The organism is Microcoleus sp. B4-C1 (assembly GCF_036705285.1).
GTDB lineage: Bacteria > Cyanobacteriota > Cyanobacteriia > Cyanobacteriales > Microcoleaceae > Microcoleus.
Map to the genome: position 1 here is coordinate 1 of NZ_JAUBUC010000023.1, position 14,374 is coordinate 14,374.

Annotated in this window: 11 protein-coding genes and 1 riboswitch; of the genes, 7 read left to right on the top strand and 4 right to left on the bottom strand. The window is 43.6% G+C overall.

The features are described from left to right. The first annotated feature begins 551 nt into the window (after nucleotides 1–551). The 6 genes from QUB26_RS11710 (at nucleotide 552) to QUB26_RS11735 (ending at nucleotide 7,380) form a co-directional block, all read left to right on the top strand. On the top strand, nucleotides 552–824 hold the full coding sequence (locus QUB26_RS11710) for a hypothetical protein (protein ID WP_333240397.1): 273 nt from the start codon (nucleotides 552–554) through the stop codon (nucleotides 822–824). Between the two features lie 86 nt (nucleotides 825–910). Next, the gene (locus QUB26_RS11715) at nucleotides 911–1,972 is read left to right on the top strand and encodes an AI-2E family transporter (protein WP_333318084.1); all 1,062 of its coding nucleotides are present in this window, start codon (nucleotides 911–913) and stop codon (nucleotides 1,970–1,972) included. 66 nt (nucleotides 1,973–2,038) lie between these two features. Next, nucleotides 2,039–2,848 (top strand): glucose 1-dehydrogenase, encoded by an 810-nt coding sequence (locus QUB26_RS11720; protein ID WP_333240391.1) that lies wholly within the window; start codon nucleotides 2,039–2,041, stop codon nucleotides 2,846–2,848. A 599-nt stretch (nucleotides 2,849–3,447) separates the two neighbouring features. After that, on the top strand, nucleotides 3,448–4,401 hold the full coding sequence (locus QUB26_RS11725) for a polyphosphate kinase 2 family protein (protein ID WP_333240389.1): 954 nt from the start codon (nucleotides 3,448–3,450) through the stop codon (nucleotides 4,399–4,401). 170 nt (nucleotides 4,402–4,571) lie between these two features. Next, entirely contained in the window at nucleotides 4,572–5,684 is a 1,113-nt protein-coding gene (locus tag QUB26_RS11730; RefSeq protein ID WP_333318086.1) for a mechanosensitive ion channel domain-containing protein, read from the top strand. Next, nucleotides 5,623–7,380 (top strand): mechanosensitive ion channel domain-containing protein, encoded by a 1,758-nt coding sequence (locus QUB26_RS11735; RefSeq protein WP_333318088.1) that lies wholly within the window; start codon nucleotides 5,623–5,625, stop codon nucleotides 7,378–7,380. Before QUB26_RS11730 ends, QUB26_RS11735 begins: the two co-directional genes overlap by 62 nt. Before the next feature lie 217 nt (nucleotides 7,381–7,597). Here QUB26_RS11735 and QUB26_RS11740 read toward each other — a convergent pair whose 3' ends face one another. The 3 genes from QUB26_RS11740 to QUB26_RS11750 all read right to left on the bottom strand — a co-directional run bounded on the left by QUB26_RS11740 (nucleotide 7,598) and on the right by QUB26_RS11750 (nucleotide 11,441). Beyond that, on the bottom strand, nucleotides 7,598–7,828 hold the full coding sequence (locus QUB26_RS11740; protein ID WP_333240382.1) for a hypothetical protein: 231 nt from the start codon (nucleotides 7,826–7,828) through the stop codon (nucleotides 7,598–7,600). Nucleotides 7,829–8,174: 346 nt separating this feature from the next. After that, nucleotides 8,175–9,797: a cation:proton antiporter gene (locus tag QUB26_RS11745; protein WP_333240380.1), complete on the bottom strand. Its 1,623-nt coding sequence runs from the start codon at nucleotides 9,795–9,797 to the stop codon at nucleotides 8,175–8,177. A 91-nt stretch (nucleotides 9,798–9,888) separates the two neighbouring features. Then, nucleotides 9,889–9,977, bottom strand: a riboswitch (Fluoride riboswitch). 450 nt (nucleotides 9,978–10,427) lie between these two features. Further along, complete coding sequence (locus QUB26_RS11750; RefSeq protein ID WP_333240378.1) at nucleotides 10,428–11,441, bottom strand: Gfo/Idh/MocA family oxidoreductase; 1,014 nt, start codon at nucleotides 11,439–11,441, stop codon at nucleotides 10,428–10,430. A 527-nt stretch (nucleotides 11,442–11,968) separates the two neighbouring features. Between QUB26_RS11750 and QUB26_RS11755 the strand changes: the two genes are divergently transcribed. Continuing rightward, nucleotides 11,969–12,268, top strand: a complete 300-nt coding sequence (locus tag QUB26_RS11755; protein WP_333056974.1) for a ferredoxin — start codon at nucleotides 11,969–11,971, stop codon at nucleotides 12,266–12,268. A gap of 347 nt (nucleotides 12,269–12,615) precedes the next feature. Here QUB26_RS11755 and QUB26_RS11760 read toward each other — a convergent pair whose 3' ends face one another. Further along, nucleotides 12,616–14,271, bottom strand: a complete 1,656-nt coding sequence (locus QUB26_RS11760; RefSeq protein ID WP_333318090.1) for a SpoIID/LytB domain-containing protein — start codon at nucleotides 14,269–14,271, stop codon at nucleotides 12,616–12,618. Nucleotides 14,272–14,374: the final 103 nt, after the last annotated feature.

A 14,374-nucleotide genomic window follows, 5' to 3' on the forward strand; every position in this document is an offset into this window, starting at 1 on the left:
CGTCCAAAAAGGACGGGCGGGACGCCCATCCCACAATAACAATTAAAATTGTAAGTTATTTAATTCGCGATCCTAACCTTGGATTTGAGCATGAGGTCGATCGCTCTCGATGCGATACTAGAGAAACGATGATGTCTGTCCAATTATAGATCACCTTTTACTCTAAACTCTTCCAAGCGAGAGATGATTTTTGGTTTTTTGAAATTTACTATAATAATACCCTCTAATCACTCAAATAATAGATTTTTAAAATGATGGGAAAAACAAGCCTAATAAATTCATGACAGGGAATCCAAAAAAACTTGATCCCGGATAAATCCTATATTGCACTGTTCAATAGTGCGGAAGGTTTTTCTCTGCTCCCATGGCTAATTTTCTAAGATTTTGAGACAGTGTGGATAATTAAATCAATGTCATCTCGACTCCTGACGCGACATTAAATTCGACTTTTTTATTCTGCTTGCCCTCTAAAGCTTGTAGTATTGTTCCCAAAAAGCCCGCTGTATTGAATGTTAACCTGGTTCTATTTATTACATTGACACGAGAAACTCATGGAAAACACATTGTTCGATCGCACATTTCGCGACAGCGAAGGCCAAATTGTTATAGCTCAGATGCCAAATCTACCACTGAGTGTCGGAATTGTAGCTAGTTTATTAACGCTCATTGTTACAACAGGTAAAATTAATTTAGGGTTGGATCTAGTAGCCTTTGGCTCTTTGTTTACTTGGGCTTGGGAAGAATTATTTCAAGGCGTTAATTACTTTCGTAGAGCATTAGGTCTGATTGTGCTTGTTGGTATAATTGCAGGGAAACTTCAATAATTAGGTCAGCATAAATCAAATCAAGAAGGTATAGCAAAACCTTTAATCAGGCGAATGAGGAACGGTGGAGAGGTTGACAGGCTGTAATGGACAATCCAAAAATTAACACCAATCGGATCTGGGAACACCTGAACAATGCTCAACTTATACGCTATCTGCTACTATTTGCGCTGGGCTGGGCGATCGTGCAGGTGTTGGCATATTTTGAAACGGTTCTGATTGTTTTTATTTTTGCAGCTATTCTAGCCTTTCTGCTAAACTACCCAGTCAAATTTGTATCTCGTTTCATCCCTCGTTGGGTAGCGGTTGTGCTGGTGTTTTTACTTGCCTTGTTGATTCTAGGTGGGTTAATGGCAACGCTAGGATTAGCTATAATTTCCCAAGCACAGCAGTTATTGGCACAGGCTCCTCAATTTTTAGAGTCGGCGATCGCACTGTTGGAAACACTCCAATCGTTTCTGCAAAAGCGCAATATTACGGTCGATTTCAGCACCTTTGAGACACAACTGCGCGAACAAGCCCTCGGCATCATTGGCATGGGTTTTTCCACACTGCAAAATGTGTTATTAAACTTGCTAGATGTGATTGTGATTGCGGTGGTTGGCTTCTTTATGCTCCTAGATGGTAGACGACTATGGAATATGATTGTGAGGTTGTTTCCAGCCGGCTTACGCGATGATTTGACCAGGGCAATCCAAAAGAATTTTCTGGGTTTCTTTTGGGGTCGGTTGCTATTATCAATCTTCTTCGGCATCTCTACCTTTCTGGTGTTTATTTTGCTGGATATTCCCTATGCACTGGTCATGGCAGCAATCGCAGGCGCATTTGACCTGATTCCCGGTATTGGCGCAACGATTGGGATTAGCCTCGTCTGCCTGATTATTCTGCCTCAAGGAATTCTGCTCAGTTTGAAAGTTTTAGTGGGTTGCATTGTCTTACAGCAGGTTGAAGAAAACTTACTCATGCCCCGTATTATGCAAGGCTCCATTAATATAAATCCAGTCATTATGTTCTTTGCGCTATTAGTAGGGGCGCGAGTCGCTGGATTGGTCGGAGTTTTTCTGTCGATCCCGATCGCGGGCGTGGCGATCGGCCTCCTGGATATTGATGAAATGCGTGGGGAAAAGACAGAGCAACCTTCTGGTTGATGTAGAAGCTAGTTGGCTTGAGGTTTCGGTTAAGATATTTTGTTGTGAATCTCTGGGAGAGCAATTATGAAAGGTTTAAAGGGAAAAAACGCACTAATTACTGGAGCGAGTTCAGGCATTGGGCAGGCGATTGCCATTCGTCTCGCCCAAGAAGGTTGCAACATTGCCGTTAACTATCGCAAAAGCTTAGAAGAGGCAGAAGATACGGAAGAAATAGCTCTGCAAAAAGCCTGTGGACAAGCATCGGAATGCGGCGTTGAAACCCTATTAGTTCAGGGAGATGTCTCCAAAGAAGACGACATCGTTCGTATGGTGAATACTGTCATTGATAAATTTGGTAGTCTGGATATCCTGATTAATAACGCTGGGATTCAAACAGAAACCGCATCCCATGAAGTGCCAACTGATGAATTCGATCGCGTGATTGCGGTGAATTTGCGAGGTGCATATCTCTGTGCGCGGGAAACCATTAAGCACCTATTGAGTGAGCAACGCCCTGGGGTGATTATCAATATTTCGAGTGTGCATGAAATCATCCCCCGCCCGATGTATATCAGCTATTCCATCAGCAAAGGCGGCATGGGGAATCTGACTAAAACCCTAGCGTTGGAATACGCAAACCGAGGCATCCGTGTCAATGCTATTGCGCCCGGTGCAACAATTACACCGATTAATGAAAGCTGGACGGACGATCCAGAACAAAAGGCAGTAGTGGAAAGCCATATCCCAATGGGACGGGCAGGCACATCGGAGGAAATGGCAGCATCGGTTGCCTTTCTTGTATCAGATGAAGCGGCTTACATTACGGGGCAAACGCTCTATATTGATGGTGGATTGACCCTCTATGCTGACTTTCGCGAAGCTTGGTCTGCGTAAGTTTTGTTGGAGAAACTATGTGGATGAAATAGGCGATCGCTGTCATTTTACCTAAAAACGGATTTGTTTGGGCGATCGCTTTCTTTACTCACCGGACACTAGACTAAACCGCACTAAGGTGTCATGCAGATATGATGGGAACGTGGCAGCCAGGAAGGCATTGCGGAGGAGTTAGACGCCAAATAATTAAAGCAGGTATTCTACTTCATAAACTTGGAATACGTTGTATCTGGCTTGGGTTTGCCGTTGTTATTAACTGTGCAACACGACCCAATTAATGCAATGTTGTCAAGTCCCGTTCGTTGACATGATTAATCTCAAATCCGGTAGCTTCGTCCGGCGTAAAATCGAATCAACAGTCAACAATCACGGATGGTGCAACCGGAATTTTTATATAATTAATCTGCGTTAATCTGTGTTTATCTGCCTGTATCTGCGGTTTAAAAAAGAGAATGTATTAACCGCCCCGGACAATGGATTGATGCTGATTCACGCAGATTAATAGAATAGATATATAAATGATTCCCCTGCTAACAAATTGATTTGATAGAAGCCCGTCAGAACAAGTCTATTTACCTTAACATTGGATAGTTAAAAGTATGACCGATAAACATAGCCAAAATGATCCATCATTGAATCCATTTCCGCTCAAAAATCTTGACGATTTGATTCGTCCTTTTATTGTTCCACCAAAGCAGCAAATTATTGTGCCATCACAGCGAGGAATTTCTCTAACAAAAGACTATGACCCAGCTTACAAAGCCAATCATCTAAAGAAGTCGAAAGCTAAAAGTCAATTAAAGGAAGGTATTAAAGCTTTAGCAGAATATCAAGATATTCTGTATGCCCAAAAAACCCATGCTGTACTAATCATTTTTCAAGCAATGGATGCGGCGGGTAAAGACAGTACGATCAAACACGTAATGTCAGGAATCAATCCCCAAGGATGTCAAGTGCATAGCTTCCAAGCGCCATCGACAGAAGAGTTAAATCATGACTATTTATGGCGTTGTTCCAAAGCCCTACCAGAACGAGGACGGATTGGAATTTTCAATCGCTCTTATTATGAAGAAATCTTGGTGACACGAGTTCATCCAGAAATCCTAGAACAGCGACCAATTCCACCTAGTTTAATCGACAAGGATATTTGGGAGCGGCGCTTTGAAGAAATCAACAACTTCGAGAAGCAATTAGTCAATAACGGGACGATTATCCTCAAGTTTTTTCTCAATGTGTCTAAGGAAGAGCAGCGAGAACGTTTTTTAGAACGGATCAATCGTCCTGAAAAAAACTGGAAATTTTCTGTTGATGATGCTAAAGATCGTACTTTTTGGGATGAGTACATGGCGGTATATGAAGATATGTTTAATCACACCAGTACGGACTATGCTCCTTGGTACATTATCCCAGCCGATCGCAAATGGTTCACTCGTCTTGTAGTAGCTGGCATCATTTACACTAAGTTGAAGGAACTGAACCTTGAGTATCCCAGTGTGAGCGAAGAAAAGCGTCAAGAACTTTTGCAAGCAAAGCTAGTTCTTGAGAGCGAGTAATTAAGGTAACGGTCAATCACCCGGCACCGAGCGGATTACCGATACGGTGCGGGCACAGAAATTGCCTAGTTGACCAGTCTAAGTGGTTCGCCCACTACGTTTAAGGCAAGTGTTATGGCGCGAGATTCCGACTTTGAACCAACGCGAAACTTGAATAATTAAACTTTGCTATGACAGAAACAATTAATCCGCTTTATCTAGCCTCCGAACTGGTTTTAAATAATGGCGATGGCTTAGGGCAAATCAGCTCTATTGTGGTAGCAGGAGTGGTGACTGCATTAGCGGGAATTGCGCTCTTTTCCATCTTAAGATTACCGTTAAGTTGGTTCGCTCCAGAATTATTAACCCAAACTTATATTCGTGTAGTGGTTGGCTCAAAAAACATAGTTTTGGTGTTACTAACTCTTTCAGCAATGGAAGTAATGTTACTTTTAGTTTCTCAAAGTAAATCGCTTAGTTTAATCGAGTTTTGCCTGAGTATTGGCATCACTATACTTAGCGGATGGATGCTGTCAAGACTATTTAGAGAATTTTTTAACACCACAATTTTAGGAGTAACTTTTGAGTCAAACCCCAAAGTTAAAGGCGAGTCAATCTTCTTAATTCGGTATTTGGGAGACTTTGCGATCGCTGTAACGTTAATTTTAGTTTTTTGTATTAGCCATAACATCAACGTTGTCGGCATAGTTGCCAGTTTGGGGATTGGAGGTATTGCCATTGCCTTTGCCGCTCAAAAGACTTTAGAGCAATTTTTGGGGGGGATTGTCTTAACCCTTGATCGTCCGTTTACTGTGGGTGACTATATCGGCTTATCGGATGGGCCTACGGGTAAGCAAGGTACTTTTGGTAAAGTAGAAAGTATCGGCTTAAGATCAACCAAAATTCGCACTTCTGGTAAAGGCACGCTCACAATTATTCCGAATAATGCGCTTACCCAAGCTACCATTGAAAATTTTTCCGGTGCAAAGAAAGTCATGTCTGTAATGGTACTTGAGTTTCTTAAATCAATATCTGCCGATGAGCAAGCATTGATCCGCCAAATTGTGATGGAATGTACTATGGATATTTTTGGTTTAGATTGGCGTAGTACAGAGGTTTCTTTTAGTGAAAATCAGGCTCAAGTTTCCTTTTTTATTCTGGGTTCTAATGAGTTATCGATGGAACTAAGACGACAATTGCTGGATTTGGCAACCCAAAAAATTACCAAGCAACTTCACAAACATGATATTTCTTTTATCCTTAACCAACCAACGATTTATGTGGATGCGCCAATTTCTATCTAAACAAGTAATTAGGCGAGCAATTAAACTGACTAGCTTATTTTTAGTGGTTTGTTTGTTGGTGTTTACTCCCATGAGTTTTGCTCAAAATCCTGCTCAAAATTTTAGTCAGAGTTTTGTTAATGGCAGTGCTCCGGTGGTTGTTGATGGGATTCCCCTTTTTAAGTTGCAAGCTGTGGAGCGATTTACAGCAAAGGAGCGCACCCAATTTGCTAATAATATTCTCAAGGAGGCGATCGCTAATGATCAATCCATAACTTTTGATGTGCGGAATGATGATAGTACCAGCGCTACTTCTATTTCCTTAAATAATAACTACCTTCTCACCGTTACAGCAAATGATGTTCTGCCAGGGTTTTCTCGAACTCAACAAGCTAATCAATGGCGGGCTATTCTAGAAACAGCGATCGCCAAAGCTAAAAAAGAACGCACTCCCCAATATATTTGGCAGAGAAGTCTATGGATTTTGAGCGTAATCGCAGCGCTGATCGTAGTGCGGCTTTTTTTGGGACTAGCAACCAGAATATTTAAGTTTCAAACTGGAATTTTCAGCAAGATTTTTTTTAGTTTTAGCTGGGGTGCGATCGCCATAGTCAGTTCCGAGTGGTTTCCCATCTTACGCAGTCTACGCTATCAGTTTCTTTCCCCATTTTCTCAGCCCCAGTGGCTGCTCTTCTTTGGAGCCATAGGAGCTTCTTTTGTATTTAGCCACTACGCTACCGATTTAGTAAAATTAGCGCTTAAAAAAATAGCTCCCCACGCCCTAGAAACTATCTATATAGAAATTGTTCAACCGAGCGATCGCCTTTTGGAATTTGCAGTTCTCAGTATTTGTATCAGTTGGTCTGTGAGCTTATTAGAACCATTAGTACCAGTCGTTTATAATCTCTTAAACCCGATTATAAATCTATTTTTAATTGGCAGCTTATATTGGTTATCAGTAAAACTAAGTAGCCGCTACCTGCGTACCTACGGATTCAAGTTGGGCGGCAAATTTAGCCCTAGTAGTGATGATGCCATTCTAGTGTTTGAGACCATTATTCATATCTTGATCTTTATTGCAGCTTTAGTTGCCTTTGCCAGCAGCCTCAACTTTGACTTGATTGGATTGGTGGCAAGTTTGGGGTTGGTGGGTTTAGCCGTCGCCTTTGCTGCTCAAAAAATTCTCGAACAACTGATTGCGACTTTAGTTTTATATCTTGATCGTCCTTTTGTTACTGGTGACTACATCCGCTTACCAGGTGGAGAATTAGGGAAAGTAGAAAGTATTGGTTTGCGATCAACCAAAATCCGTTCCCTTGGCACTGGCACAATTATTGTGATGCCCAATTCCATCCTTGTAAGTGTAGAAATTGAAAACGTTACTCTTGCCAAAAAAATCATGGTGTTATTTTATATGGACTTTGCTAGTGTTTTAGGGGAACGAGAATATGCCCTAGTACAACAAGTGATCATGGAAAAAACCGCTTACCTATCAGGGATTGATACTAACAGCACAAATATCTCTCAGGCTGATGGAACAGGAAAAAGATTAAGGGTTAGTTTTGCAATTTTAGGTTCTCAAGATAATGCGATTGAAGTGCGTAAACGTCTACTAGAGTTGGCAAGGGCTAAAATTGCCAAATCACTCTCTATCCATGGGATTGTCTTTACGATGGAAGACCCTACAGTTTATGTGCAGTCCCCGATTACAATTTGATTATTGTTGTGGAGTGTTCAACTTAAAGCAACTGTTTTGAGGGGTAGTCAATCGATTTTAGATTTTAGATTTTAGATTTTAGATTAAAGAATTGAAGCATTGACCCCACGGATAAATTCGGGGGTTCATTTATCGGATACAGGTTTTTTATTTCTGGACGGATGAATCCGGGGGCTTGTATCCTGGATGCTTTCAGTCAATCTCAAGCAATCCCCAATTACGAAGTAGTTCCTGGCAGCGTTTCAAATAACTCCTGAGCATCATACACTTGCTGACTAAATTGCTGAAAATCTTGCTCACAGAGTTTCAATGGCTCGATCGCTGAAACGTAACCAGACGCATCAAACAGAGCGCGATCGCGAATTTTAGGCAACCATGTGATATCATTTCCGGTTAAACCGGAATAATGTTGACTGTTGACGGTTGACGGTTCACTGTCAACAGTCAACCGTCAACAGTCAACAGTGAACTCAAATTTACTATTCCGATGCTAACGGATTTGATATGAGTTGGGGCAAGGCGATCAACTGCTGAAATTGATGAAAATGTTTCCTCAAAAACGCTCCTTTTTTATAAATTTGGACGGGCTACAATAGGTATGTTAAGTACATCCTTCTTGCTGGTTGCTTCTTGCTTCTTCTTTCTTACTTCTACTTATGACCACAAATTTATTGATGGTACCCGCCACGTGATTTATCCGTGGAATCAATCCAAAATCGAAAATCGAAAATCCTCAAGAAAGAGCATTTATCTCGCGCAAGTCAATCTAAAATCTAAAATCTAAAATCTAAAATCTAAAATCGACATTCCACTAGAATGACAGGAATAGGACTGCTTTCTAAGACGGCTTGAGAAACCGAACCTACTAGCACTTGTTCCCAAGGTTGATGTCCTCGTTTCCCGATCACAATATCTGTTACTTGCCGAGCTTGCGCCACGCGGACAATCTCTTCAGTCACAGTCCCAGAAAGACTCAGGAACTCATAGCGAATATCTGATAAGAGTCGTTGTGCTTGTTCTTGTAATTGGGCGATCGCCTTTTTATCTCCCAGATTATCCACATACAAAACAATCACATCCCCATCACTGCGCCGAGCTAAGTCTGCGGCCTTAGTTAAAACATCTGTTGTTAGGGGGGAAGCGTCTACTGCGGCGAGAAAAACTGGACGACCGGAAATAGCTACTTTGGTCGGGTCAACTTCGCCTTTTTCTAATAGTTTGGGAGCAAAGGTAGGAATTGCCCATGCACCCAAGGGAGCCGTTACTAAAATTGAGAGGGCTGCGATCGCCAAAATCGTCTCGCCACCAGCAATCCCCTGAGCTAGAGGAATCGCCCCAATTGCCGCCTGTACCGTTGCCTTAGCCGAATTTCCTGCTAGCAGAAACAGCCGTTCTTTCCCAGTCCAATTACTACCTAAAGTGGAAAGATACCAACCGAGCGATCGCCCAATCAGAGTCCCAATCGCCAACACCAGCAAACCAACCAGCAAGGTATTGCCTAATACATTAAGTTGAATACTGGCTCCCAGCAGCACAAACAAAATAATTTCCGCGATCGTCCACAAACTATCAAAACCACCCCGCAATCTTCGTGCTAAAGGCGCATCCAACTCAATCAGGAAAAACCCCGCCGCCATCACAGCCAAATAGCCAGAAAAAACCGGAATATGTTCTGCTGATACTACCAGCCCTAGGGCAAAGCCAGCAGCGACTAGGGAGTCCTGAACCGCAGTTTGAGTCCAGTTTTGCTTGACTAATAGTGACACCAAAATTCGAGCAGTCACCCATCCCAAAAGCACCCCCAAGGTAATTTGGATGATGATTTGAAATGGCAGCAATTGCAGAGGGCTGAGGGTGATTCCTCCCAGTAAGGTAATGGCTGTAGCTTTCCCTTGGGACAGAAACGCTAGCAGTAGGCTAAACACCAGCAAAAGCAATACATCTGACAAGGCACTCCCCGTCAGAATCGCATCGGGAATTCCTTTTTTTACTCCCCAACCTAGACTTTTTAACCGCAGCATTCCGGGAACAATTACTGCTGGAGATTCCGCGCCAATGATGCAGCCTAGCAGTAGCCCCGTCCAAAAATCAAACTGAAGTAGCCACATCGCAGCGACAGCAATGGCGATGGCCTCGCAAGCTGCCGGCAGAAAGCCTAATCGCAGCGCCACGGTTCCCTGTTGGGATAGCTTTTCGCGATCGAGTCCTAACCCCGCCTTCATCAAAATCACCATCACGGCTATGGTACGAAGGGAATTCGCTGCGCCCAAAACCTCTGGGCTAATGACATTCCCCAGTTGCGGGCCTAATAAAATGCCCACCAGCACCATACCTACGAGTGCTGGAGCTTTCAGCCGTCGAGCAATCTGCCCGACAAAAAAGCCCATTAATAAAATCCAGATTATACTTTCTAACATCACGCCACCTTAAATTTGAATCGATGAAGGTGACTTGTAGGGGAAAGATCGATCGAGGCATCCGCACCATCCTACCCTTCCGCCACAAGTCGGAACAGTAGGAGCCATCAGCCTTTTAAACGTTATGAAGATTATTAATAACGCAGGGCGGTTTCGGCGAGCTCCATCGCCATCATTACTTTTATAGCACTCTTGAAGCTGATAAGCTGTTCGGCATTTAAATTGTATGTCAAAAAAAATCAAAGTCTTGTGGGGAGTAGGGCCCAAGCGTCCCGCCCGCCCTTAATATACAATTTAAATGCGCGACAGCTTATTCCATTTCCGTGCCTCCCGGAATGCCTATCCTTGTTCATAAACTTCGACAGTTTGAATCCATCTTTTTGGGATGGAAACTAGCTCATATCCTGGAAGGATTACTATAGCACTCCTTCCAGGAGTCGTACAAAGATTTAGGGGTAATGCCTTTCTTTATCTACCCGGCCTCCTGGGGGCAACCACGGGGGGTTTGCCCCTACAAGAATTACACAAATGATTTAGCATTAGGATTGTTATAGGTAATTGAGAAGGGTGCACTATCTCAGTTATATTGGATTTTTACCCAAATTAAATAACCTTCTTTTTCCTAGCTCTTTATAAATTTATAAGGGCGATATTTTGCCCAATCTCGCTCGATCGCCTCGCAGCACCTGCCACCTTCAAAGCGTACAAACTACTGGCATTATCTACGTACAAAGGCGTACCGTTTGACAAATATTCCAACACCATATCGGTGTCTTTGGCAAACAAGCCGCGCCGCGTTCCTACTTTGATGTTGCGCCGATTTTCTCCCTGAATTAATTGACCGGATTCAGGAGTAAAAACCAGCGTTCCTGCTTCACCGTAGATGGTAAAAATGTTTTCCGACTGCCAAAAAGTCTCTCCTTTTCCATAAACAGCTTCAGCGACAACGCCATTGGCAAAGCGCAACTGTGCGTTGCACAAACAAGCTTTGTAGAAATCCGGCTGACTGTCCCAAAATTGAGCTTGACAGTTAACGCTTGCCACTTCCCCGAACAAATCAGTAAATCGGTGCAGTCGCGAAATTGCACCAACTAACGGAAACCCAAAGAGGGAATGTTGATAAGTCCACCGCTGCGGCGCTGGATGTTGAGGAGTAATAGTAATGTAGCGGGCGTAAAAAACTTTACCGATTAAGGGCAAAGATTCTTTGATTGAGGAGTGCAAACCGCCTAAGAGTTCGATGTGTTCGATGTGGAGGAGTTTTTGCTTTTGGGCTGCAAGTTCGATCGCCCTTTCTGCTTCAGATACGTCTAAAGATAGAGGATATTCCACCACAACGTGCTTGTTATTTTCTAGGGCGGCCAGGACGATCGCCCCGTGATCCCGGTTCACCGTACAGACAATTACCAAATCTAAATCGTCTCTTTCTACTAGCTTGCGCCAGGAAACCGCAGCTTCTGCCCCGAACCCTTGACAAAAGGCTGCGGTTTTTTCCGGGGAGTGGCCCGCAACTGCTACCAAGTTCGATCGCCCATCAGCTTGAATTGTCTGAGCCCTCAACTTAGCGGCAAAACCAGTACCCACAATCCCCACGCGAATTGGAGAATTAACTGAAAAACCAAAGCGAGTATCAATATTAGTCATGGGATTTGAGATTTAAGATTTTAGATAGTTACAGACTTGCGGTGCAGGGGTTTAGGGGTTCTATGGCCCCGATTTTAACCTGTGGTTGTGGTGCGATTTATGCGATCGAGCCTTCAACACCCAAGTCTTGATGTCGATCTAACTATACATTTCACCGCCTGCTGGGACTTGCCTTGCAGCAAGTCTTGCTGAAACTCGATCGACACACCGCATACCCACAACCCGGTTTTTGTGCTGTAGGGCTCAAAACAGGATTTTTCCTAGAAACCGGATTATTTCGCGCAAGTCTTGCGGCAACAGTATCACAAGGCTGAACCCAAGATAGGTATAAGTAATCAAGATGAAATTAGAAAAAGTTATAACTAATCCCATTCAAATGTTTTGTAAATAAGTGTGTCAACCTCCCTTATATCCCCTAATATCATAGAGGGAACGAACCTAATACCTAACCTCAAAGCTAATAGAGCCTTGAAGGTTGCATTAGGAAAAATTATCAATCTTGTTGAATTTTTGAGAGGATTTAGTGCATGGCAACTTACAAAGTTACCCTCATCAGCGAAGCCGAAGGAATTAACCAGACCATTGACGTTGATGACGATACTTACATTCTTGATGCTGCTGAAGAAGCAGGACTCGACCTCCCCTACTCTTGCCGCGCTGGAGCTTGCTCCACCTGCGCCGGCAAAATTACCAAAGGCGAAGTTGACCAATCCGACCAATCTTTCTTGGACGACGACCAAATCGAAGCTGGATTTGTCCTCACCTGCGTCGCCTATCCCAAGTCTGACTGTACGATCGAAACTCACAAAGAAGAAGAGCTCTACTAAGAAAGGACGCTCTGCGTGATACCCTAAGAAACCCGGTTGCTCGTTTCCAGAATTAAGAAGCTGAAATACGGCAATTATTTTAAGAAACCGGGTTTCGGTGTCTAACACTGCAACAAAGCCGCCAGCAGTCTCTCACTCCCATCTATGAATTCGTAGCTGTTTGAGCAGATAGCTGGCCCAATAATTTTAGATTTTAGATGGCCGATTTTAGATTAACTGTGAAACCAATCTAGAATCCAAAGTCTAAAATCTAAAAGTTTTACGGCTAATATTTAGTCTGGCGTGGCGCGGAATTTATTTGTGTAGTGGCGATTTAACTCGCCGACTCTTAGGCCGACTTCGATCGACTATTCGCGCCAAAATGTAATGTTATCGCTAAGCGGGACAACTTGAGCGCCGGGAAAATAAAAGCCCAGAATTCGAGATCCATTCCAGCCCAAATTAGCCAAATTGTAAGAACCAGTCTGACTCATTCCCACACCGTGCCCAAAACCGCCTCCGACAAAAGCATAACCATTGAGAGTTTTGTCGGGATTGTAAATTGGTTCTAGGTAAAAAAGCGTGCTAATCGGCGGGTAAAAAGCATTGCGAATCTCGTCTTTGTCGATATCAATCGGGCCCAAGTCAGTTTGAACCTTCATTTTCAAAACTCGACCTGCGGGCGACCTTTCTACCACTTCCACCTGAGTGACAGTTTTCAAATTAGCCATCGGGTGCTGTTTCTTCTGAAGATACTGTTTGAGAAATCCACCAATCGCCGTCAAAGAAGCGGGTTCGCGCCACCGAAAAGTGTCTTGTTTTTCCTCATTAAACCCTTTTTCCAAACTGATAAAGCGGCGAAAGTTGTTTTCGTCAGACAAACTCTGCTTGGACAAATCCCAGACATTATTGGGGGAATCGACGATCGATCTCAAATATGGACGTTCCGGGCCCTGCCACACATCGTTAAAAGAGGCTGTCACGCCGCCGCTAGACGCGGAATAGAGCGCGTCTACTAGCTGATTTTCGTAAGTTAGCACCAAACCGCTCGTTTGGGCGATCGCCTTATCACTTTGCGGGTAAACCTCCGTCAAACCCTTATAAACTTGACAGTTAACATCAGCGCACAACTCATAATTATCCACAGCAAACCGGCGCAAATTTCTCAGGGCGTAGGTTCTCGCCAAAATAGTTTGAGCGACAATCGCAGCGTAAGGCGAAAAAGCCCCGATTTCGTGAGGAACAACACCCCGCAAATAAGTTTCCGTCAGCACTTCATTCACCAAAGTATAAGTGCCGTAAGCATTTTTTTGCAGGCGCAAATTCCCACCATAACGGCGAGTTTGTTGAATAGCTTTTTCTGGTTCAATAGCTGTCGCCTCTTGGGTAGTTTGTTCCAATACCTCAATCACATTTTTCCCTGCCGTCACATCCAACTCATTGCGGTTGAAGCGAAAGCCGTTTAAAACCCAAAATGCCTGGGGTACTTGTTTTAAAACTTTGGAATCCAAAAAAGCTGTTGTGTTCCCTTGAGCTTGCAAACTTTGCAACAGCCAGCGCCGCACCAAAGGAGAGTTGTAAATATCTCTTTTTGCCCAAACTTGCCAGCGAAAAGGTTGAGCAATTTCTACCTCAATTCCCTGGGCGCGCCACTGATTAGCGCTATCTTCTGCACTCTCGAAACTGCGGTGGGAGCTCAGAACAACTCGTTCTTCTACTGTCGGCGTTTCCAGAGGTTTCGGGGCTATTTCTAACTTGACGCTAGCAGCAGTTTTGGTTTCTATGCCTTGAGGAGTTTTGTAACGCAAAGTTAAGCTGTCGCCCGGTAATGCTTTCAGCGTCAGTTTGTCGGTTGCTTTCGTGCCAAACCGCTGCACCACGCCGATTTTGATGGGTCTATTTTGGGGACTTTGGGCGTATCCCGCAGCGCTGAAAAGAGGTAACAGGCACAATGCGGTGAAAACAGTGCTAGAAATGCAGCTAAACCATTTGTAATTGGGAGTTGGAGGTGCTTGAGCGAACACGGTTATCTGTCTCGCGATAGTTGAAATTGGGGGATTTTTGATTGTACGTTAGCACATTTAGCGACTGCTATAGGGGAATTGCGGAAGATAAGGTGGTTTGGTT

What these genes read in the sequence shown, in the direction of transcription:
- QUB26_RS11710 (WP_333240397.1), top strand. Translation starts at nt 552, where the DNA reads ATGGAAAACACATTGTTCGATCGCACATTTCGCGACAGCGAAGGCCAA.
- QUB26_RS11715 (WP_333318084.1), top strand. Translation starts at nt 911, where the DNA reads ATGGACAATCCAAAAATTAACACCAATCGGATCTGGGAACACCTGAAC.
- QUB26_RS11720 (WP_333240391.1), top strand. Translation starts at nt 2,039, where the DNA reads ATGAAAGGTTTAAAGGGAAAAAACGCACTAATTACTGGAGCGAGTTCA.
- QUB26_RS11725 (WP_333240389.1), top strand. Translation starts at nt 3,448, where the DNA reads ATGACCGATAAACATAGCCAAAATGATCCATCATTGAATCCATTTCCG.
- QUB26_RS11730 (WP_333318086.1), top strand. Translation starts at nt 4,572, where the DNA reads ATGACAGAAACAATTAATCCGCTTTATCTAGCCTCCGAACTGGTTTTA.
- QUB26_RS11735 (WP_333318088.1), top strand. Translation starts at nt 5,623, where the DNA reads ATGATATTTCTTTTATCCTTAACCAACCAACGATTTATGTGGATGCGC.
- QUB26_RS11745 (WP_333240380.1), bottom strand. Translation starts at nt 9,797, where the DNA reads ATGTTAGAAAGTATAATCTGGATTTTATTAATGGGCTTTTTTGTCGGG.
- QUB26_RS11750 (WP_333240378.1), bottom strand. Translation starts at nt 11,441, where the DNA reads ATGACTAATATTGATACTCGCTTTGGTTTTTCAGTTAATTCTCCAATT.
- QUB26_RS11755 (WP_333056974.1), top strand. Translation starts at nt 11,969, where the DNA reads ATGGCAACTTACAAAGTTACCCTCATCAGCGAAGCCGAAGGAATTAAC.